The organism is Streptomyces sp. NPDC048392, from assembly GCF_043200575.1.
GTDB lineage: Bacteria > Actinomycetota > Actinomycetes > Streptomycetales > Streptomycetaceae > Streptomyces.
Genome location: NZ_JBICYB010000018.1, coordinates 109,017 through 127,759 on the forward strand (window position 1 = coordinate 109,017; position 18,743 = coordinate 127,759).

An 18,743-nucleotide genomic window follows, 5' to 3' on the forward strand; every position below is an offset into this window, starting at 1 on the left:
ATGTGGGTTACTCCCAGGGGTCGAGGGACGGGGAGTGGGTCGGGTACTGGAGCCGGACCCCGGCCGGGACCTGCCGGGCCCAGGTCTCGTCCGGCTCGGTGAACACCGAGACGCCCTCCAGACGGGGAAACGCCGACAGCCAGTTCAGTCCCTCGACCGGATGTGGAGCATCGAGGGAGAGAAGGGTGAGGCGCTCCGGGACGATGAGCTCCGTGAGGTCCGCCACGCGGTAGGCGCCCCGGACCACGATGTGCCCCCACCCGCCCAGCGTGCGCAGGGTGCGGAGGTCGTCGGTCGTGTACACGTGCACGGGCCTCTGCCGCGGCAGGTGGGCGAGGATCTCGTGCGCGTACCGGTCCCGGTCGAAGTGCCGCCAGGCCGCGGCCAGGATCGTCTGGGCGTCCTTTCCGGGATGGTCCCGGTATGTCGTCAGGAACTGCAACGCCGCTTCGCTTCCCACCTCGACGGCCGTACTGACCACGGTGGCGCCGACGGCATGGCTGACCTCCTCGGGGCCCGGCAGCAGGGTCAGCACCAAGTCACCCGCGGCCTGCGCCACCTCCCGCGCCTCGTCGAAGCCGGTCGGCGGAACGTGCGTCGCCAGCCCCTCCTCCACCCGGCCGCGCACCTCGGGCGCCACCTCGGCCGCATACCGCAGCCCGGCCGCCGCGAGGAGCGTCCCGCGCGGGGTCCCCAGGTCCGTGAGCCGGCGCAGCATGTGCTCCGCCTCCTTCGGCCTGGCGTGGGCGAGGGCGAGCAGGATCACGTCCTCCCACTGGTCCGTGCCGGCGTGGTTGACCAGCAGGTCGAAGTCCATCTCCTGCACGGCCAGCCGGGCCCCCAGGTAGTCCTGGAAGGTGCGGTGCAGGAAGTCCACCCGGCCCTCGGCGGGCTCGCGCAGCAGCCCGGAGCGCAGCAGCAGCGCACGGTAGACGTCCTCGTCACCGGCGCCGTCCAGGTTCAGTGCGGGCAGGGCCCGGCCCACGATGCCGAGCGCCTCGTCCCGGTCCATCTCCGCCCGGCTGTTGCGGATCAGCCACCACGCCAGCCTCTGCAGGAGCTGCACCTGTGTGGCGTACGCGAGCCGCACCCCGCCGAGGCCGCGCAGCTCACGTTCCCGGTCCCGGCGTTCGAGGAGCATGGTCAGGGCGGCCTCGTAGAGCGACCGGCGGTCCTGCGGCAGGAAACCCCGCCGGTCGCGGTGCAGGGCGCACAGCATGCCGCACATGAGCGGGTTGGTGGCCAGCCCGCTCAGCTCCGAGGCGCTGCGCACGGACGCCAGCAGGGACTCTCCGACGGAAGCGGCCACCTCGGCCGCGCGGTGCCAGCGCCGTACGAAGGTGGCGACGCCGTCGCGGCCCATCGGGGCGAGGGCGAGTTCGCTGAAGCCCTCCGCGGCCAGCCAGTCCTCCGGGACGGCCGAGGGGCGCGAGGTGACCAGCCACAGGTTGCCGGGGAAGGCCCGCACCAGCTCGCGCAGCCAGTGCCGGGCGGCGGTGCGGCGGTCGGCGGCGATCTCGTCGACGCCGTCGACCAGCAGCACCCCGCGCCGGGCCCGCAGGACGCGCTCCACCCACCCCGGCGGCTGCTCCCCTGCGACGGGACAGCCGACCGCGCGCAGGAAGTCGCCGGGGAAGGGCAGCTCGGTCCCCGGCCGGACGATCCGGCGCATCGGCAGCACGAACGGCACCCGCCCGATGAGGTGGGTCAGCCCGTGGTCGTAGACCCGGCTCGCCGCCGTCACCGCCAGCCACTGCACGAGGGTCGTCTTGCCGGAACCGGCGACTCCGCGCAGGAACACCTGGTCGTGGCCGGCGAGCACCTGCTCGGCGGCCACGACCGGGTACTCCGTGTCGCGGCGCCCGTCCCCTGCCGTCTGCGGCCGGGTGGCCTCCAGGCTCAGGTACGCCGTGTCCAGCGGCCACTCCCGGGTTCCGGCGTCCAGCCCGTAGATGGTGAGGGTGCCGTACCGGGCGGCGACGTGGTCCGCGTAGCGCTCCTCGAACCCGGCGTCCTCGGCCGACCGGGACGGCAGCCGTTCCAGCAGTACGTCCACGGCCTGGACCAGCCGGGCGAGCTGCCGGGTCTGCACGGTCTGCTGGCGGGCGACGTAGGTGGAGCGCTGGGTGAGGAAGTTCAGGATGTGCAGCGAGGCGGTGTGCAGCAGCCGCTCGTACAGCAGCGTGCCGGCCTCGCCGAGCCCGTACGAGGCCGGCGGCACGCCCGCGCTCAGCTCGCGGGCGAAGCGCTCGGGGCCCAGCCCGACGGCCTCGTAGTCCTCGACGGTGATCTCGCCGAGCCGGGCGAGAGTGCGGGCCAGGGCGTCCTTGACGGCCGTCGCCTCGGCGGCGTCGACGGGCCGCTCGCCGGGACCGGCCGCGGTCAGCGCCCTGCGGACCAGCTCCCCGGCGACCTTGTCGACGTCCTCGGGTGTGACGCTCCGCCGCTCGCCCCGGAAGGACACCAGCGCCGAGATCCGCACCGGCCGGTCCACCAGCCCCGCTCCCGGCCCGTCCCGGACGAAGAGCCGGCGGACGAGGGGCGCGACCGCGCTGGACGCGACACGGGCCCCGAGTGCTGTGACGTCGACCATGGCCCGAGCCTAGGTGAACCCCCTTGTGCGGGGGGCGGGTTAGCCGGGACGGGAGTAGCCCCCGTCACATTCGCCGGCCCTTCGGTCCCGGCCGCCGGTGATGTGCCGCACAGGCCGTTCACCGTGTACTACGGGGAATAGTGGAAACCGCGAGAACTACGAAAACGGACATAACGGAGCAGCGGGGGTGCGGGGAGAAGGTCGGATTCCAGGCCTCTGAGCTGCTTTTGTCCGTAATGGCGGCTCTGTCAAGAGTAATGAAGTTTCGCGCTTAAGTACTACATAGGGTCGTAGGTCACACCTTTGTGCGGTTCGGGGGCGTCGGGTTACCAAGGTTGAGCCCGCCCGGTGAGCGCCCTGTGCGTCCCGCCGGTGGGCATTCCTCCGCACCCGTCCCCATGAGGTTCGAATGTTCCCGCGTGTCACGTCCCGTTCTTCCCGTACGACCCTCCGCACTCGCGCCGCGGTGATGGCCGCCGGCCTCGGAGCCTCGGTCGCACTGGGAGCCGGGGTCGCGGCCGCCACCGGCACCACGGCGGCCTCCACCAGCACGACCGCCGCCGCGAGCGCCGTAGAGGCCCAGGCCGCGGCGCAGGCCAAGGCGGCGAAGGCCGAGAAGGCCGCCGCGAGCGCGAAGAAGACCGTCACCGTCAAGAAGACGGCCACCAAGAAGAAGGCCGCCTCCTGGGTGGACCCGGTCAAGAAGTACGAGCTGAGCGCCAGCTTCGCCCAGAACGGCGGCATGTGGGCGCACAAGCACAGCGGCCAGGACTTCGCCGTGCCGATCGGCACCAACGTCGTCGCAGCCCACGGCGGCACCGTCGTCAAGGCCGGCGGCAACGGCGCCGGTGACGGCCCCGCCTACGGCAACGCGATCGTCATCAAGCACGGCAACGGCACGTACTCCCAGTACGCCCACCTGTCCAGGATCAACGTGAAGGTCGGGCAGGTCGTGAAGACCGGCCAGTCGATCGCCAAGTCCGGCAACACGGGCAACTCCAGCGGTCCGCACCTGCACTTCGAGATCCGTACGACCCCGAACTACGGCTCGGCCGTCGACCCGGTCGCCTTCCTGCACGACAAGGGCGTGACCGTCTGAGAAGCGGGGCCCAGGCCCCGTCGTCGGGCTCCCGTCTGCCCCTCCGGGCGACGACGCGAGTTCGACGACAGGACCTAGGCGCCCGAGGCTCCCCGGTGGGCCTGGGTGACCAGATCGGTGGCGACCTCGAGAGCAGCCGCGCGCTGTTCCTCGGGGTCGCCTTCGAGGTCCCGCAGCGCGAACATCCCGGCGTGCAGCGTGAACAGCGCACTCACGCAGCGGACCTGGTCGACCAGGTCCGCTTCGGGGTCGATGAGTATGTCGCGCAGACCGAACATGCGGGTCTTGAACAACTCGCCGATGCGCAGGTCCCGTACCGTCGCCTGGTTCTCCTGCATGAAGCGGAACAGCGGCGCCGCGCCCGCCAGCGCCGCGCTGTAGCGGCGGATGATCTCCTGCTTCGTCTCCAGGGTGTGCGGCTGCTCCCGCCCCCAGTCGATCAGGCGCTCCAGCGGCCGTGAGAGATCCTCGAAGATGCTGACCAGGATCTCCTCCTTGGTCTTGAAGTGGTAGTACAGGGCGGCCTTGGTCACGTCCAGACGCTCGGCGATCTCGCGCAGCGAGGTCTTCTCGTACCCCTGCTCGGCGAAGAGCCCGAGTGCCACGTCCTGGATGCGCTGGCGGGTGTCCCCGCGGCGTCGATGCTGCTTGGTGCCGTTCATTGTGCCGCCCATCCTCCTGCGCACCTCCTGCCCCCGCGCACTTTCCACAAAACTTACTTGACGACCGGCTAGTTACGAGTCTACCTTCCCCAGTGTAGACAGCTTGCCGGGCGGCAAGTAAGTGGCAAGTGGCACAGCGGTAGCTGGGGGAGTAGGAGAGATGGCGGACAAGACGGAGGCGGCGACCGGCGAAGCCGGTGCCGGAAAGCAGCCGAGGAGCGTGCGGGTCGTCCTGCTCGCCCTCATGATCGCGATGATGCTCGCGATGCTCGACAACATGATCATCGGTACCGCGATGCCGACGATCGTGGGTGAGCTGGGCGGCCTGGAGCACCTCTCCTGGGTCGTCACCGCATACACCCTGGCCACCGCCGCCTCCACCCCGCTGTGGGGCAAGCTCGGCGACATGTACGGGCGCAAGGGCGTCTTCATGACGTCCATCGTGATCTTCCTGGCCGGCTCGGCGCTCAGCGGCATGGCCCAGGACATGGGCCAGCTCATCGGCTTCCGCGCCGTCCAGGGCCTGGGCGCCGGTGGTCTGATGGTCGGCGTCATGGCGATCATCGGCGACCTGATACCGCCCAGGGAGCGCGGCAAGTACCAGGGCATGATCGCCGGTGTCATGGCGCTGGCGATGATCGGCGGACCGCTGGTCGGCGGCACCATCACCGACAACTGGGGCTGGCGCTGGTCCTTCTACATCAACATCCCGCTCGGCGCGATCGCGCTGATCGCCATCAGTGCCGTACTGCACCTGCCGAAGAAGCGCAGCCGGGCGCGGATCGACTATCCGGGTGCCGCGCTGCTGACCATCGGCATCACCGCCATCGTGCTCGTCACCACCTGGGGCGGCACCGAGTACGCCTGGACCTCCGCACGGATCATGGAGCTGATCGGCATCGGCGTCGCCGCGCTGGTCGGATTCGTGTTCTGGCAGACCAGGGCCGCCGAGCCGATCCTGCCGCTGCACATCTTCCGCAGCCGCAACTTCACCCTGATGTCCGTCATCGGCTTCATCGTCGGCTTCGTGATGTTCGGCGCCACCCTCTTCCTGCCGCTGTACCAGCAGTCGGTGCAGGGCGCGTCCGCCACCAACTCCGGACTGCTGCTCCTGCCGATGCTGGGCGCGATGCTCGTCACGTCGATGGTCGCGGGGCGGGTCACCACAAGCACCGGCCGGTACAAGATCTTCCCGGTGGTCGGCGGCGCGCTGATGACGGTCGGGCTGTACCTCCTGTCCACGATGGACACCGACACCACCCGCTTCACCTCCGGGCTGTACATGGCCGTCGTCGGTCTCGGTATGGGCTGCCTGATGCAGATCACCATGCTGGTGGCGCAGAACAGCGTGGAGATGAGGGACATGGGCGTCGCGTCCTCCTCCACCACCCTCTTCCGTACCCTCGGCTCCTCCTTCGGCGTCGCGATCATGGGCGCCCTGTTCAACCACCGCGTCCAGGACGTCATGACCGAGCGGGCCGGCGCGCTGGGCTCCAAGGTGACCGAGCAGTCGGCCCAGCTGGACGCGGCGAGCCTGGCCAAGCTGCCGGAGGCGGCGCGCGACGCCTACCAGCACGCGGTGTCCTCCGGCACCCACGGCGCGTTCCTGCTGGGCTCCGTGGTGGCGGTCGTCGCGCTGGTCGCGGCGGTCTTCGTCAAGGAGATCCCGCTGAAGGGCGCGGGTCCGAAGGCGGCCGACGCCCCGGCCGGCGGTGACGACGAGGCGGCCACGGCGAAGGCACCGGTGACCGAGTCGGTCTGACCGGGCGGCGGTCCGCCGCCTGCCCCGCACCAGGCCTCCGGGCGGCCTCGGCCCCCGGAGGCCTTCGTCGTGGCCCGTTCACCTTCTGCGCGCGGTGACCAGGGCGAAGGAGAGGAACTCGCCGCCGTCGGTGGTGAGCATGTCGACGACGGCCCGGTCGTCGTCCCCGCCGCGGCCGTCCACCCCGCTCCGGTACCCGGCCCCCGCGCGGGTTCACAGCAGCCAGTCCCGCCAGGCCTCCGGTTGCGGGCGCGCGGAGGTGACGTCCACCAGCTCGGTGACCTCCCACTGGAAGCGCCACCACTCGGCGGTGTGCCAGGCCATCGCCTCCCAGCCGACCACCGCCTTGATGTGGGGAGGGATCGCCCCCGGCCGGCGCGCCTCCCGCGTCGTGGCGGGGGTCGCCATGCCCAGCCGTCCACCGGCGCGCAGGAACCGGACGAGGTACGGAAGGTATCCGTCCGCCGTCCCGAAGTACTCGAACGCGTCGACGCTGACGACGGCGTCGAAGCTCGCCTCCTCGAAGGGCAGGGCATGCGCCTCCGCCCGCACCGCGGTCACCCGGTCGCCGACCCCCGCCCCGGCGAAGACGGCCGCCGCCTCCTCGGGCGCGATCCACCAGTCGGCCGCGACGACCTCCGCGCCGTACTCACGGGCCGGAAGACCGATGTCGCGCCCTTCCCGGAGCCGAGGTCGAGGATTCGCATCCCCGGGCGCAGATCGAGGTCCCTCGCGAGGTCCTCCAGCAACCACAGGGGGTTCGGCCCCATGTCGAGGTCGAGCAGCCAGGCGGGGTCGTAGCGGGAGGAGCGCGGATAGCGGTCCGGACGCAGGAGAGCACTCAAGTCGGTCACGAGCACGGACCCAAGCCGGTCTTCCCTTGACGCACAACCTTATTTCGCCCTGCCTCCTCTGCCCGGCGCGTCGGCGGTTGCCAGAACCGGCGCCCGGCTCCGTGGGTGCCGATGGCGAACACGGCGCGGGACCGGCTCCCCGGCACCCGGCCGGTCCGGTGGTGACCATCGTCGCCCGGGCCCGGCGGGCGTTCGTCGAGGTACTGCGGTCGCCGCCCGCACCGCCCGACGCCCCCTTCGCCCCAAGCCTGAGCGGTCGCCCCCTTCGCCCAAGCCTGAGCAGAGGACGCCCTGATGTCATCGAGCCGCTCATCCGAGCGGCTCGATGACAGTCGCCCCCAAGATGCTCACGCTTCTCACCGGCTCCCCCCGCCCCGCCTGCCTGGCGAGGAACCCCTCGAACGCCGTCCTCCGCTTCGGGTCCATGAAGCCCCGGCGGACAGTGCGGGCCTTCTCCTCCAGCCATTGCTCCTCGCCGGGCACGCGACGACCAGAGCGAGTCAAGGCGCCGCCCTCGACGGCCGGCCCCCTTCCCGCCCGAACGTGACCCCGACGGGCTCGCCGACCGCCTCGGCCAGTCCGAGCGCCCTCTCCACCCCGTCGTCGACCGGGTGCCTCACCACTGCGTCGATCCGTGTGCCCAGGCCGGCACAGGCTGCGGGCGCGCCCGGGGACACCCGGCCGCGTGCCGCCACCGGCGTAGGGACATGCCGCGGCAGTCGCGGCCGGCGAAGGGCACCGTGGGCCAGGACCTCGCCCGCTAAAGGCGCTTTTCCGCGGACGCCGCCCGGGACGGCGACGTCCCGTCGCCCACCCGGTCCGGCAGCATCGGGTAGCTCCCCGTGTTCGTGGGTGCGTGTTCCGGGAGCCACAGGACGGCGACCGCCCCCTCGGCGGGTACGTGGGCGGGGGCGCCGGCCGGGCGTACGTTGCGGAAGGTGAGCCGGGCGCCCAGCACCCGGGCCTGGCCGGCCGCGATGGTCAGGCCGAGCCCGTGTCCGCGGCCGGCCCGGTCCGTGCTGCCGGTGCGGAACCGGCTCGGGCCCTCGGCCAGGAGGTCCTCGGGGAAGCCCGGCCCGTGGTCGCGGACCCGGATCACCCGGCCCTCGACGCTGACCTCGACCGGCGCGCGGCCGTGCCGGGCGGCGTTGGAGAGGAGGTTGAACAGCACGCGCTCCAGACGGCGCGGATCGGTGGTGACCGCCGACTCGTGGACCACCCGCACCTCGGCGGCCGGGTCCTTGACCGCCACCCGCCTGGTCACGAAGTCGCCCAGCATGATGTCCTGCAGCTCGGCCCGCTCCGAGGCCCCGTCGAGCCGGGCCACCTCCAGGACGTCCTCGACGAGCGTGCGCATCGCCTTCGCCCGGTCGAGGACCAGCTCGGTCGGCCGGCCCGGTGGCAGCAGTTCGGCGGCGGTGAGCAGGCCGGTCACCGGCGTGCGCAGCTCGTGCGCGATGTCCGCGGTGACCCGGCGCTCGGCATCGAGACGCTGCTGCAACGCGTCCGCCATCGCGTCCACGGCGCGCGCCACGTCGTCCGTCTCGTCCCGGACGACGCCGCCGATGGCGTCCCGCACCCGGACGTCCGCCTCGCCGCCCGCCACCCGGTTCGCGGCGGCGGCGGCCTTGCGCAGCCGGCGCGACAGCTGACCACCGATGAGCACGCCGAGCGCGCTGCCGCCGAGGACGACCGCGATCGAGCCGATGACCAGGGCCTGGTCCAGATCGCCGAGGATGTCCGCGCCGCGGTCGGTGAAACCCGAGTGCAGCGACATCACGTGCCCGTCCTTGAGCGGCACGGCCGCCCAGATGTCCGTCACACCGTTCGGCCGCTCGGAGACGTACGTGGCCCGCCGCCCCGCCTCGACCTTGCGGCGCAGCTCCGGCGGCAGGTCCGGGTCGTCGATCTGGGCGTTCGGGAAGTTCTGCCGCCCGGACAGCTCGTAGTTGCGCTGGGCGATCAGGACCCGGTCGTCCGCGAGGTCACGGGCGTTGTCCAGCATCGACACCCGGGCCGCGTTGTGCACGACCAGACTCAGCGCGACCGCCACCAGCGCGCCGACCAGCGCGATGGCCGCGCTCAGCTTCCAGCGCAGCCCGGAACGGAGACCGCGTGCGCGGATGCCGCGGACCCGGACATCGTGCGCACGGGCACCGCGTGCACGGTTCACGTGCGTACGGACGCCCGGCCCCGTGCGGTCCTCCGGGTGCCCCGGAGGCGAGGCGGACCGGCGTCGGAAGAACCCCCGCATATCCCTGTATCCCCGCTCAGGCCTTCAACTTGTAGCCGAAACCGCGGACCGTCTCGATCCGGTCCTGGCCGATCTTGGTGCGCAGCCGCTGGACGTGCACGTCGACGACACGGGTGTCCCCGCCCCAGCCGTAGTCCCACACGCGTTCCAGGAGCTTGTCGCGCGAGAGCACGGTGCCCGGCGCGGAGGAGAACTCCAGCAGCAGCCGCATCTCGGTCGGGGTGAGCGCCACCGGCCGCCCGGCCCGGCGCACCTCCATGCCGTCGGTGTCCACCTCCAGGTCACCGAAGCCGAGCACGCCCCCGGCGTCCGCGGCGCCGGCCGACTCCGCCCGGTCGCCGCCGCCGGCGTGACCGAAGCGGCGCAGCACCGCCCGGATCCGGGCGACCAGGACGGCCCCGTCGAACGGCTTGGTGACGTAGTCGTCGGCGCCCGCCTCCAGGCCGAGCACGACGTCGATGGAGTCGGCCCGCGCCGACAGCATGATCACCGGCACCGTGGACTCGTCCCGGATCCGGCGGCACAGGCTGACGCCGTCGAGGCCGGGAAGCATGACGTCGAGGAGGGCGATGTCGGGGCGGTCGGCCCGGAAGGACTCCAGACCCGACAGCCCGTCGGGCATCGCGGTGACCGCGAAGCCGTCCCGCTCCAGGGCGAGCTGGGTGGCCTCACGGATGACATCGTCGTCCTCGACGAACAGGACGTGGGTCTGGTCTGCCATCCCGGTGCTCTCAGTCCTCGTGGTGTGGTCGGTCCGGTGCGGTCACCCGTGCCCGGTCGGGCGGACGCCCGGATCGCGCGCCGCGTTCACCCGGTCATCGGTGCGGGCGGCCCGATCGGTTCACGCGCCGGCTCGGTCAGCTGTCCGGCTCCGGAACCGGAGTGGGGGCGTTGCCCGCGGCCTTGCTGTAGTCGTTGTGGGTGCGGTACTCCTCGGTGAACCGGTCCGACGCCCAGCGGTACGTGATCACGTTCGTGCCGGACGGACTGGACACCGGGTCGGTCTTCTCGTACACCTGCTTGGTCACCACCAGGTCGCCGCGGTCGATCTCCGCGTAGACCGGGGGCTCCTCGGCCTTGAACACATTCTGGTACGCGCCGTCCTCCTCGCGATACACGTAACTGCCCACACCCACCGCGTCACCGCACGTCAGCACGTTGACGACGACGTCTTCCGCCGAACCCCCGGTCAGCTTCCCGTACGACACGTCGATGGGGTACTCGTCGGCGACGCACGGCTTCAGCTCGCGCTTCACCTCGGCGGACACCTTCGGATCGGCCTTGACCAGCCGCACCGCGTCCACGCGGTCGGGAGCCTTCGAGTGCGGCCTCTTCGCCGCGGGCGAGGAGGAGGCGGCGCCACCCACCGCGTCCGCGTGGGCCGGACCCTCGTCACGGGCGCCGGTGCCGCCGGTCGCGCAGCCCGACAGGGAAACGCCGAGGGCGACGAACACGGCCACCGCCGCACTCGCCGCCTGCGTGGTTCCCCGGGTCTCCCCGGGTGTCCGACCGTCGGTCAGGCCGCGCAACGCTCCCGCTCCTCACGCTCCAGCGCCCGTGCGTCCAGATCGCGGGCGACCAGCTCCTCGCGGAGCCGGGCGAGCGCCCGGTGCAGCGTGCTCTTGACCGTTCCCGCCGACATGCCGAGGGCGGCGGCGGTCTCCTCCGTTGACATCTGCTCCCAGTGTCGCAGCACCACGACACTGCGCTGCTTCGGGGCGAGCACCTTCAGGACGTCCATCAGCAGGGCGCGGTCCGCGTGCTGCTCGGTGGCGTCGTCCACGCAGGACTCGGGGAGCTGCTCGGTCGGCACCTCCTCCAGCTTCCGCGCCCGCCACCACTCGGTCCGCGTGTTGATCATCACCCGGCGCAGGTAGGCGTCCGCGAGCCGCTTGTCCTCGATGGTCTCCCAGCGGCCGTACGTCCGCGCCAGGGCGGTCTGCAGCAGGTCCTGGGCGTCGACGGGGTCGGGGACCAGGCGCCGGGCACTGCGCAGCAGCGCGTCCTGCCGAGTGCGGACGTACTCCTCGAACTCGAGCACCTCGCCCATGTCAACCGCCTTCCGATCCCCGTACTCCGCCGATGTGATCACCGTCGGCCCACTGCCTGTGGTCTGTAGTCGTGCTGCGCCCAAGGGGCACGCAAACGAAGGTAGGGAAGCGTTGTCACGGCGCTGTGCGGAGCAGCCTGCGGCATACCCTCGGCTGGCCGTCGGTTGTGTAACGGAAGTAGGAACCGGGTAAATCCGCAGCCCACTTGATAACGACATCGGGCGATTTGCCCGGCCCGAGGGCTGTCACAGAAGTAACCGCCCATCCCTGTGCCCCGGCTGTACGTCAGCTCAGCACGTCACTCGGTACATCACTCGGGTCTGCACCGAGCCCGTCGCTCGGCCGTCAGCTCATCGGCAGCCGGTACAGCCCGTCCGCCAGCGGCTCCACCAGCCCGTCGGCCACGAGGCCGTCCAGGGCGCGGGCGCGCTGGACCGGCTCCTGCCACACCTGGTCGAGAGCCGCCTGCGGCACCGGCCCGGTCGCCTCCCGCAGGACCGCGAGCAGCCGCCCGCGCACCTGCCGGTCGGTACCCGCGTACGTCTGGCCGCGCCGCGGCGGGCCGTCGTGCGCGGGCTTGCCGGCCAGCCGCCAGGCGCACCGGGCCGCGATCGGGCAGCGGTGACACGACTCGTTCTTCGCCGTGCAGACCAGCGCGCCCAGCTCCATCGACGCGGCGGCCCAGCGGGCGGCGCTCGCCTCCTCCTCCGGCAGCAGCGCCCGCGCCAGCTTCCGCTCGGCGGCGGTGGTGGCGTTCGGCGGGTACTGCACACCGGTGACCGCGCGGGCGAACACCCGGCGGACGTTGGTGTCCAGTACGGCGTGCCGCTGGCCGTAGGCGAAGGAGGCGACCGCGGCGGCCGTGTACTCGCCGATGCCCGGCAGCGCCAGCAGCTGGGCGTGGTCGGCGGGTACGTCGCCGCCGTGCCGTTCCGTTATGGCCGCCGCGGCGCCGTGCAGGCGCAGGGCGCGGCGCGGGTAGCCGAGCCGGCCCCAGGCGCGGACGGCCTCGCCGGGCGCCTCCGCGGCGAGGTCGGCGGGGCGCGGCCAGCGGGCCAGCCACTGCTCGTAGACGGGCTGGACGCGGCTCACCGGCGTCTGCTGGAGCATGAACTCGCTGACCATCACACCCCACGCGCCGGCCTCCGGGCGCCGCCACGGCAGATCACGGGCGTGCTCGTCGAACCAGTCGATGACGGGGGAGTGCAGCGGCACACCGGACGCGGTCCGCCCGCCGGACGGAACGGCGGCGGAGGCCGCGGACGCGGCGGGGTCGGAGGGTCCGTGGGGCGAGGGCTTCGTGGGCGCAGTCATGACCCTCCGATCCTGCCACGGGAGGACCACCGCACGGGCGCATCGCCACCCGGTGGCGACCAGGACACCTGACGGACGACCAGGACACCTGACGATCGACAGGGGCACCGCCCGGCCCGTCGCTTGTGGCGTCGGCATCGTGGAAGGCACCGGCCGCGCGCCGAACAGCGGGATTCCGGCCTCCGTCCACACCTCCGCCTCTCCGAAAGTCATGCTCACGGACGGTAGGCGGGCGCCCGACACGGTCACACCCCGCGATCGACAGGTGTGCCGCCTGGCGATCGGCAGGGGTCCGGGACGATCTCCGGAATGATGATCCGTAAAAGTTGCGGGCCCGAACGGCGGGTGGGACAAGGGAACGCGCCGATCTCTCGTACAGTTTGCGCCGTGGGATCTCTGCGCAATCCGGTCGGGCCGCTTCCCTCCTCCATCTACTGGCGACGGAGGGCCGTACTGCTGTCGTTTTTCGCCCTGTTGGCGCTGTTGATCACGTGGGTCGTGGTCTCCGGCGGCGGGTCCGGCGGCAACGGGCGCGAGGACGGTGCCGACGGCAAGAACCCGGCACCGTCGATCACTCCCGGCCCTTCGGGATCCGGACCGGCGATCAGCCAGGCGCCGGGCGGGCGCGACGAGTCGGGAGGCGAGGACTCCGGCGGCTCGGGGTCCGGATCGGGCGGCAGCGGACCCGGTGAGGGCACCGGAGACGGTTCCGGTTCCGCTTCCGGCGGCGGCAAGTTGGGCGGCGGCGCCGGGTCGGGCGGCGGCGGTGGCGGTGGCTCCGCGGGCGGCGCGGTGACCGGAGTCGGCGCGGGCGACGCGCTGCCGGCCGGGGGGACTCTGCCCAACTGCACGCCGGGCGCGGTGAAGTTGAGCCTGCGCAGCGTCCGCAACAGCTACTCCCCGGGACAGACTCCCGCCTTCGAACTGACCGCGCGGAACACCTCCGGCAGCGACTGCAAGGTCGATCTCGGCCCGGAGCACGCGGTGTTCACGATCACCCCGGCCGGCGGCGACGACGCCTACTGGTCCTCCGACGACTGCGTCGAGGGCGACGGCAGCCTGCGCTACCGGGTGGCCGCGGGCAGCGGCATCGCCTACACGGTGAAGTGGGACCGCAAACCGAGCGCCCCCGAATGCGGGACGCCTCCGGCGGGATCGGCCAAGGCGGGTACCTACCTCGTGGAGGCCAAGGCGGCGGGGTTCGAGAAGGTACGCACGTCGTTCGTGCTCGAGAGCGACTGACGCGGGCCCGGCCGCCCTGGCCGCGCAGGCTCAGACATAGCGCTCCAGGATCGACGACTCCGCCAGCCGCGACAGCCCCTCCCGCACGCTGCGCGCCCGCGCCTCGCCGACGCCGTCCACCGTCTGGAGGTCGTCGACACTGGCGGCGAGCAGCTTCTGCAGCCCGCCGAAGTGCTCCACCAGCCGGTCGATGATCGCGCCCGGCAGCCGCGGCACCTTGGCCAGCAGCCGGAACCCGCGCGGCGACACCGCCGAGTCCAGCGTCTCGGGAGACCCGGTGTAGCCCAACGCGCGGGCCACCGTCGACAGTTCCAGCAGCTCGGCATGGCTGAGCCTGTCCAGTTCGGCCAGCGCCTCGTCGACCGTGCGGGAGCGCTTGGCGGTCGGCTCGGGCACATAGTCCCGCACGACCAGCTCACGCTCCGGCTCCACACCGGCGATCAACTCGTCCAACTGCAGCGCCAGCAGCCGCCCGTCCGTCCCCAGCTCCACCACGTACTCGGCGATCTCGGTCGCGATACGGCGCACCATCTCAAGCCGCTGCGCGACCGCCGAGACGTCCCGGACGGTCACCAGGTCCTCGATCTCCAGCGCCGACAGCGTGCCCGCGACCTCGTCCAGCCGCAGCTTGTACCGCTCAAGGGTCGCCAGCGCCTGATTGGCCCGGGACAGGATCGCGGCGGAATCCTCCATGACCCGCCGCTGCCCGTCCACGTACAGCGCGATCAGCCGCATGGACTGCGACACGGAGACCACGGGGAACCCGACCTGCTTGCTGACCCGGTCCGCCGTACGGTGCCGGGTGCCGGTCTCCTCCGTGGGGATCGTCGGGTCCGGGAGGAGCTGCACGCCCGCCCGCAGGATCTTCGAGAGATCCGCGGACAGCACGATGCCACCGTCCAGCTTGCACAGCTCGCGCAGCCGGGTCGCGGTGAACTCCACGTCCAGCACGAAACCGCCCGTGCACATCGACTCGACGGTCTTGTCCGAGCCGAGCACGATCAGACCGCCGGTGTTGCCGCGCAGGACCCGCTCAAGGCCGTCGCGCAAGGGCGTACCGGGCGCCACGGCGCTCAGTGAGGCGCGCATCAGGCCATCGGCACCGGCACTCCCACCGGACTTTCCGGGAGCTGCTGCCCGGTCGTTGGCTGCCACTGCACTCCTCCGGTCGCAGGTTCTTCTGGCGCTCGCGTGTCGCACACACGGTCGTACGGACGGGCGAGACCAGGGCAAAGTCTACCGGCGGTCCTCGCCCTCCCGTGGGGCCTCTCGCCGACGCGAGCGCGGAAGCACCCGCAGGGCGTCCCCTATGTCCGCGACTTCCAGGACCTTCATGCCGTCGGGGACCCTGCCCGGATCGGCCGGTACCAGGGCGTGCGTGAAGCCCAGCCGGTGCGCTTCGGAGAGCCTGCGCTGCACACCCGTGACCCGTCTCACCTCTCCGGCCAGGCCGACTTCGCCGATCGCGACGAGGTTCTTGGGCAACGGGGTGTCACTGGCGGCACTCGCCAGAGCGAGCGCGACGGCGAGGTCGGCGGCCGGTTCGGAGAGCTTCACCCCGCCGACCGTCGCGCTGTAGATGTCCCTCTTGCCCAGTGCGCTGATCCGTCCGCGCTGCTCCAGAACGGCCAGCATCATGGACACCCGGGACGTCTCCAGACCGGAGGTCGTACGCCGGGGAGACGGAATCTGCGAGTCGACGGTCAGCGCCTGCACCTCGGCCACCAGCGGGCGGCGCCCCTCCAGGGTGACGGTCAGACAGGTCCCGGGCACGGGCTCGGCACGCCGGGTGAGGAACAGCCCGCTGGGGTCGGCCAGCCCGGTGATGCCCTCGTCGTGCAGCTCGAAGCAGCCGACCTCGTCCGTCGTGCCGTACCGGTTCTTGACACCGCGCACGAGTCTCAGCCGGGCATGCCGGTCGCCCTCGAAGTGAAGCACGACGTCCACGAGGTGCTCCAGCAGCCGCGGACCGGCGATGGTCCCGTCCTTGGTGACATGGCCGACCAGCAAGGTGGACATGCCCCGGTCCTTGGAGACGCGGATCAGCGCGCCCGCCACCTCCCGCACCTGTGCCATGCCGCCCGGGGCACCGTCGATCTCGGGCGAGGCCACCGTCTGCACGGAGTCGAGGACCAGCAGCGAGGGCTTCACGGCGTCCAGATGCCCGAGCACCGCCGCGAGATCGGTCTCGGCGGCCAGATACAGGTGGTCGTCGATCGCCTTGATCCGGTCGGCCCGCAGCCGCACCTGGCTCGCCGACTCCTCACCCGTGACGTAGAGCGTCCTGTGCTTCTCACTGGCCGACTTGGCCGCGACGTCCAGCAGCAGCGTGGACTTCCCGACACCCGGCTCCCCCGCGACGAGCACCACCGCTCCGGGCACCAGGCCGCCGCCGAGCACCCGGTCCAGCTCGGGCACGCCGGTGGGGCGGGCGGTCGCCTGCCGCCCGTCGACCTGCCCGATGGGCAGCGCGGAGGTGGTGACGCGCCCCGGCGTGGTCGTCCGCACCGCGGGCGCACCGTATTCCTCGACCGTGCCCCAGGCCTGGCATTCGGGGCAGCGGCCGAGCCACTTGGCCGTCTGCCAGCCGCACTCGGTGCAGCGGTAGGACGGCCGTTCCTTGGTGGACTTCGCACGGGCAGCCATGCACGAACCGTAACCGCCCTCACCGACAGCGGACCTCGCGGTCCGTTCCCGGGCCACCCGGAGCGGCCCCGGTCCGCACCGCGACGCACCGTGCCACGGGCACCGCCGCCACACCCGCACGGGCCGCCGCAGGCACCCGAACGGACGACCACCACCCCGGCCCGGCGACGGAACAACAGCTTCCTGTCCCCTTATGAGGGATCGTTTCACCCGTACGGGTTAAATGTGCCCAACGCGCCAGTTCGCGCCACCCATGGCCCCCTACGGTCGCCGAGTGATGAGGAGCAGTCCGGAGACCACGACCCGCACGACCGGCGCACACCGGGCGCACCGGGAAGCGCGCGACCGCACCGCGGCGAGGGCGCTGGCGCAGCGTCCGCCCACCCGCTACGCCGCGTACGACGCTTGTCTGGACGGCCTGTTCACGTACTGCCTGTCCGTGCTCTGCGACCACGACGCCGCGACCGCCGCCCTGGGCGACGTCCTCGCGCTCGCCGAGCGCCGCGGCCACCGCGGCCCCGAAGCCGCGGCCGACCGCAGGGCCTGGCTGTACGCGCTGGCCCGCTGGGCCTGCCTGCGCAAGCTGGCCGAGGCCAAGCAGAAACGTCCGAGCAGCCACGCGGCGGGCCGACCCGCCCCCGCCCCCACCGCGCCTCCCACCACCACCGCGCCTGCCACGGCCACCACTCCCGACGACGAGACCCAGCGGCGACACCGCCGCGAACTCGCCCTCCTCGCCTGGCCGGAGGCCGCCGGCACCACCCCCGAGCAGCGCGAGGCCCTCGAACTCGCCGTCCGCCACCACCTGGCCCCGCACGAGGTCGCCGCCGTCCTCGGCATGGACCCGGCCGTCGCCCGGGAACTGCTCGCCTCCGCCGCCTGCGAGGTGGAACGCACCCGCGCCGCCCTGGCCGTCGTCGAGACCGGCAGCTGCGCGGGCGTCGCCCGCCTCACCGGCGACAACCGCTACGTCCTGAGCAGCGCCCTGCGCCGCGAGCTGGTCCGGCACGTGGACGACTGCCCGCGCTGCCGCAGGACCGCCGAACGCGCGATCCCCGGCCGCTGGCCCGGCACCAGCGTCACCCCCGCCGAGCTGCCCGTCCTGGAGGCCCCCCGCGCGGCGCTGCACGTAGCCGTGGCCCACGCCCCGCGCGCCCGCGGCGCCGCACCCCGCTTCGACCGGCGGGGCTTCCCGATGGACCCCAAGGACCGCGCGGCCCGCCGGGACCGCCTGCGCGCCCGTGCCGTCACCACCACCGTCGTCGCCACCGTCGTGGCGGCCCCCGTGCTCGCCCTGTGGGCGGCCTACCGGGGGACCCCCGTCGTCGAGGGCGAGGACGGCCGTTCGGCCAGTGCCAGCGAGACGCAGGGCCCTGACGGCCTGGAGGGCGAGTCGGCGGGCGGCGGCTACGGGTACGAGAACGCCGGCAACGCGAGCACCACCCCGGGCACCGGCTTCGGCGGAAACGGCGGGGCCGACGTCTCCGTGGAGGTCGTCAGCGTCTCCGGCGCAGGCGAGAAGCGCGCCGGCCACCTCGGCGTCGCGGCCGGCCACGACGGCGACACCACACTGGTCACCCTGAGCGCGACCGGCGACGCCCCGGTGCGCTGGTCCGCGTCCGTGGGCGCCGGCTGGCTCTACCTGAGCCAGTCCTCGGGCACCCTGCGTCCCGGCGAGACCGTGACGATCAGGGTGTACGTCGACCACCTGCGCGAGCCGTCCGGTCACTGGAGCGCACGGGTGGCCGTCTCGCCCGCCGGTGCCGTCGTCTCCATCGAGGGCTACGGCACCGCACCCGCCCCGTCCCACCCGGGCCCGCGCCCCGGCCCGCCCGACGACACGTCCTCCCCGCCCCGTCCGGGCCCGGATCAGGACCCGCCCCCCTCCAGCTCGCAGCCCCCCGACTCGACGCCCACCGACGATCCGCCGCCGACGTCGCCCGATCCCGACCCGACCACCACCGAGCCGGCCCCGACCGGCGGCACGGACGCCTCACCCCCGCCGCCGAGCGACAGCGGCGACCCGAGCCCGTCCACCCCGTAGAACCGGCGCGCGGCACACAGTAGGACCGACGCGAGACGTCGTAGGACCCTCCGCAGGACCGGCGCGGGATGGCGCGGGACCCCGCAGGACCGGCGCGGCACGCCGTAGGACGGCGTGGGACCGGCGCGCGGCACACAGTAGGACCGGCGCGAGACGTCGTAGGACCCTCCGCAGGACCGGCGCGGCGCGCCGTAGGGGCGCGGGACCCCGCAGGACGGCGCG

The 18,743-nt window shown here is 72.7% G+C and carries 14 protein-coding genes; 4 read left to right on the forward strand and 10 right to left on the reverse strand.

The annotated features are described in order from the left end of the window. Window positions 1-7: 7 nt before the first annotated feature. On the reverse strand, window positions 8-2,593 hold the full coding sequence (locus ACGFYH_RS23505; RefSeq protein WP_393805116.1) for an NACHT domain-containing protein: 2,586 nt from the start codon (window positions 2,591-2,593) through the stop codon (window positions 8-10). A 409-nt stretch (window positions 2,594-3,002) separates the two neighbouring features. Between ACGFYH_RS23505 and ACGFYH_RS23510 the strand changes: the two genes are divergently transcribed. Then, entirely contained in the window at window positions 3,003-3,692 is a 690-nt protein-coding gene (locus tag ACGFYH_RS23510; RefSeq protein ID WP_393805117.1) for a M23 family metallopeptidase, read from the forward strand. 74 nt (window positions 3,693-3,766) lie between these two features. Here ACGFYH_RS23510 and ACGFYH_RS23515 read toward each other — a convergent pair whose 3' ends face one another. Continuing rightward, window positions 3,767-4,366, reverse strand: a complete 600-nt coding sequence (locus ACGFYH_RS23515; RefSeq protein ID WP_393805118.1) for a TetR/AcrR family transcriptional regulator — start codon at window positions 4,364-4,366, stop codon at window positions 3,767-3,769. A gap of 148 nt (window positions 4,367-4,514) precedes the next feature. Here ACGFYH_RS23515 and ACGFYH_RS23520 point away from each other — a divergent pair, with 148 nt between their 5' ends. After that, window positions 4,515-6,116, forward strand: a complete 1,602-nt coding sequence (locus ACGFYH_RS23520; RefSeq protein WP_393805119.1) for an MDR family MFS transporter — start codon at window positions 4,515-4,517, stop codon at window positions 6,114-6,116. Window positions 6,117-6,329: 213 nt separating this feature from the next. Here ACGFYH_RS23520 and ACGFYH_RS23525 read toward each other — a convergent pair whose 3' ends face one another. The 6 genes from ACGFYH_RS23525 to ACGFYH_RS23550 form a co-directional block, all read right to left on the reverse strand. Further along, entirely contained in the window at window positions 6,330-6,869 is a 540-nt protein-coding gene (locus tag ACGFYH_RS23525) for an SAM-dependent methyltransferase (RefSeq protein ID WP_393805120.1), read from the reverse strand. Between the two features lie 861 nt (window positions 6,870-7,730). Continuing rightward, on the reverse strand, window positions 7,731-9,224 hold the full coding sequence (cseC, locus tag ACGFYH_RS23530; RefSeq protein ID WP_393805121.1) for a two-component system sensor histidine kinase CseC: 1,494 nt from the start codon (window positions 9,222-9,224) through the stop codon (window positions 7,731-7,733). 16 nt (window positions 9,225-9,240) lie between these two features. Beyond that, window positions 9,241-9,945 carry a two-component system response regulator CseB gene (gene cseB / locus ACGFYH_RS23535; protein WP_393805122.1) on the reverse strand — a complete coding sequence of 235 codons (705 nt, stop codon included), beginning with the start codon at window positions 9,943-9,945 and terminating at the stop codon, window positions 9,241-9,243. A 136-nt stretch (window positions 9,946-10,081) separates the two neighbouring features. Continuing rightward, the gene (locus tag ACGFYH_RS23540) at window positions 10,082-10,753 is read right to left on the reverse strand and encodes a hypothetical protein (protein WP_393805123.1); all 672 of its coding nucleotides are present in this window, start codon (window positions 10,751-10,753) and stop codon (window positions 10,082-10,084) included. Further along, entirely contained in the window at window positions 10,741-11,274 is a 534-nt protein-coding gene (locus ACGFYH_RS23545; protein ID WP_393805124.1) for a SigE family RNA polymerase sigma factor, read from the reverse strand. The genes ACGFYH_RS23540 and ACGFYH_RS23545 overlap by 13 nt, the downstream gene beginning before the upstream one ends. 346 nt (window positions 11,275-11,620) lie before the next feature. Then, window positions 11,621-12,589 (reverse strand): A/G-specific adenine glycosylase, encoded by a 969-nt coding sequence (locus ACGFYH_RS23550; protein ID WP_393805125.1) that lies wholly within the window; start codon window positions 12,587-12,589, stop codon window positions 11,621-11,623. A gap of 387 nt (window positions 12,590-12,976) precedes the next feature. On the opposite strand from ACGFYH_RS23550, the gene ACGFYH_RS23555 reads away from it, so the two are divergent. After that, a complete protein-coding gene (locus ACGFYH_RS23555; RefSeq protein WP_393805126.1) occupies window positions 12,977-13,831 on the forward strand; it encodes a hypothetical protein in 855 nt (284 codons plus the stop codon). 30 nt (window positions 13,832-13,861) lie between these two features. Here ACGFYH_RS23555 and disA read toward each other — a convergent pair whose 3' ends face one another. After that, on the reverse strand, window positions 13,862-14,986 hold the full coding sequence (gene disA, locus ACGFYH_RS23560; RefSeq protein WP_393805127.1) for a DNA integrity scanning diadenylate cyclase DisA: 1,125 nt from the start codon (window positions 14,984-14,986) through the stop codon (window positions 13,862-13,864). A gap of 81 nt (window positions 14,987-15,067) precedes the next feature. Beyond that, on the reverse strand, window positions 15,068-16,477 hold the full coding sequence (gene radA, locus ACGFYH_RS23565) for a DNA repair protein RadA (protein WP_393805128.1): 1,410 nt from the start codon (window positions 16,475-16,477) through the stop codon (window positions 15,068-15,070). A 277-nt stretch (window positions 16,478-16,754) separates the two neighbouring features. Between radA and ACGFYH_RS23570 the strand changes: the two genes are divergently transcribed. Further along, a complete protein-coding gene (locus ACGFYH_RS23570) occupies window positions 16,755-18,521 on the forward strand; it encodes a hypothetical protein (RefSeq protein ID WP_393805129.1) in 1,767 nt (588 codons plus the stop codon). Window positions 18,522-18,743: the final 222 nt, after the last annotated feature.

Coding starts and splice junctions, on each gene's coding strand:
- ACGFYH_RS23570 (WP_393805129.1), top strand. CDS start 16,755: ATGAGGAGCAGTCCGGAGACCACGACCCGCACGACCGGCGCACACCGG.
- ACGFYH_RS23520 (WP_393805119.1), top strand. CDS start 4,515: ATGGCGGACAAGACGGAGGCGGCGACCGGCGAAGCCGGTGCCGGAAAG.
- ACGFYH_RS23550 (WP_393805125.1), bottom strand. CDS start 12,589: ATGACTGCGCCCACGAAGCCCTCGCCCCACGGACCCTCCGACCCCGCC.
- radA (WP_393805128.1), bottom strand. CDS start 16,477: ATGGCTGCCCGTGCGAAGTCCACCAAGGAACGGCCGTCCTACCGCTGC.
- cseB (WP_393805122.1), bottom strand. CDS start 9,945: ATGGCAGACCAGACCCACGTCCTGTTCGTCGAGGACGACGATGTCATC.
- ACGFYH_RS23545 (WP_393805124.1), bottom strand. CDS start 11,274: ATGGGCGAGGTGCTCGAGTTCGAGGAGTACGTCCGCACTCGGCAGGAC.
- ACGFYH_RS23515 (WP_393805118.1), bottom strand. CDS start 4,366: ATGGGCGGCACAATGAACGGCACCAAGCAGCATCGACGCCGCGGGGAC.
- ACGFYH_RS23510 (WP_393805117.1), top strand. CDS start 3,003: ATGTTCCCGCGTGTCACGTCCCGTTCTTCCCGTACGACCCTCCGCACT.
- cseC (WP_393805121.1), bottom strand. CDS start 9,224: ATGCGGGGGTTCTTCCGACGCCGGTCCGCCTCGCCTCCGGGGCACCCG.
- ACGFYH_RS23505 (WP_393805116.1), bottom strand. CDS start 2,593: ATGGTCGACGTCACAGCACTCGGGGCCCGTGTCGCGTCCAGCGCGGTC.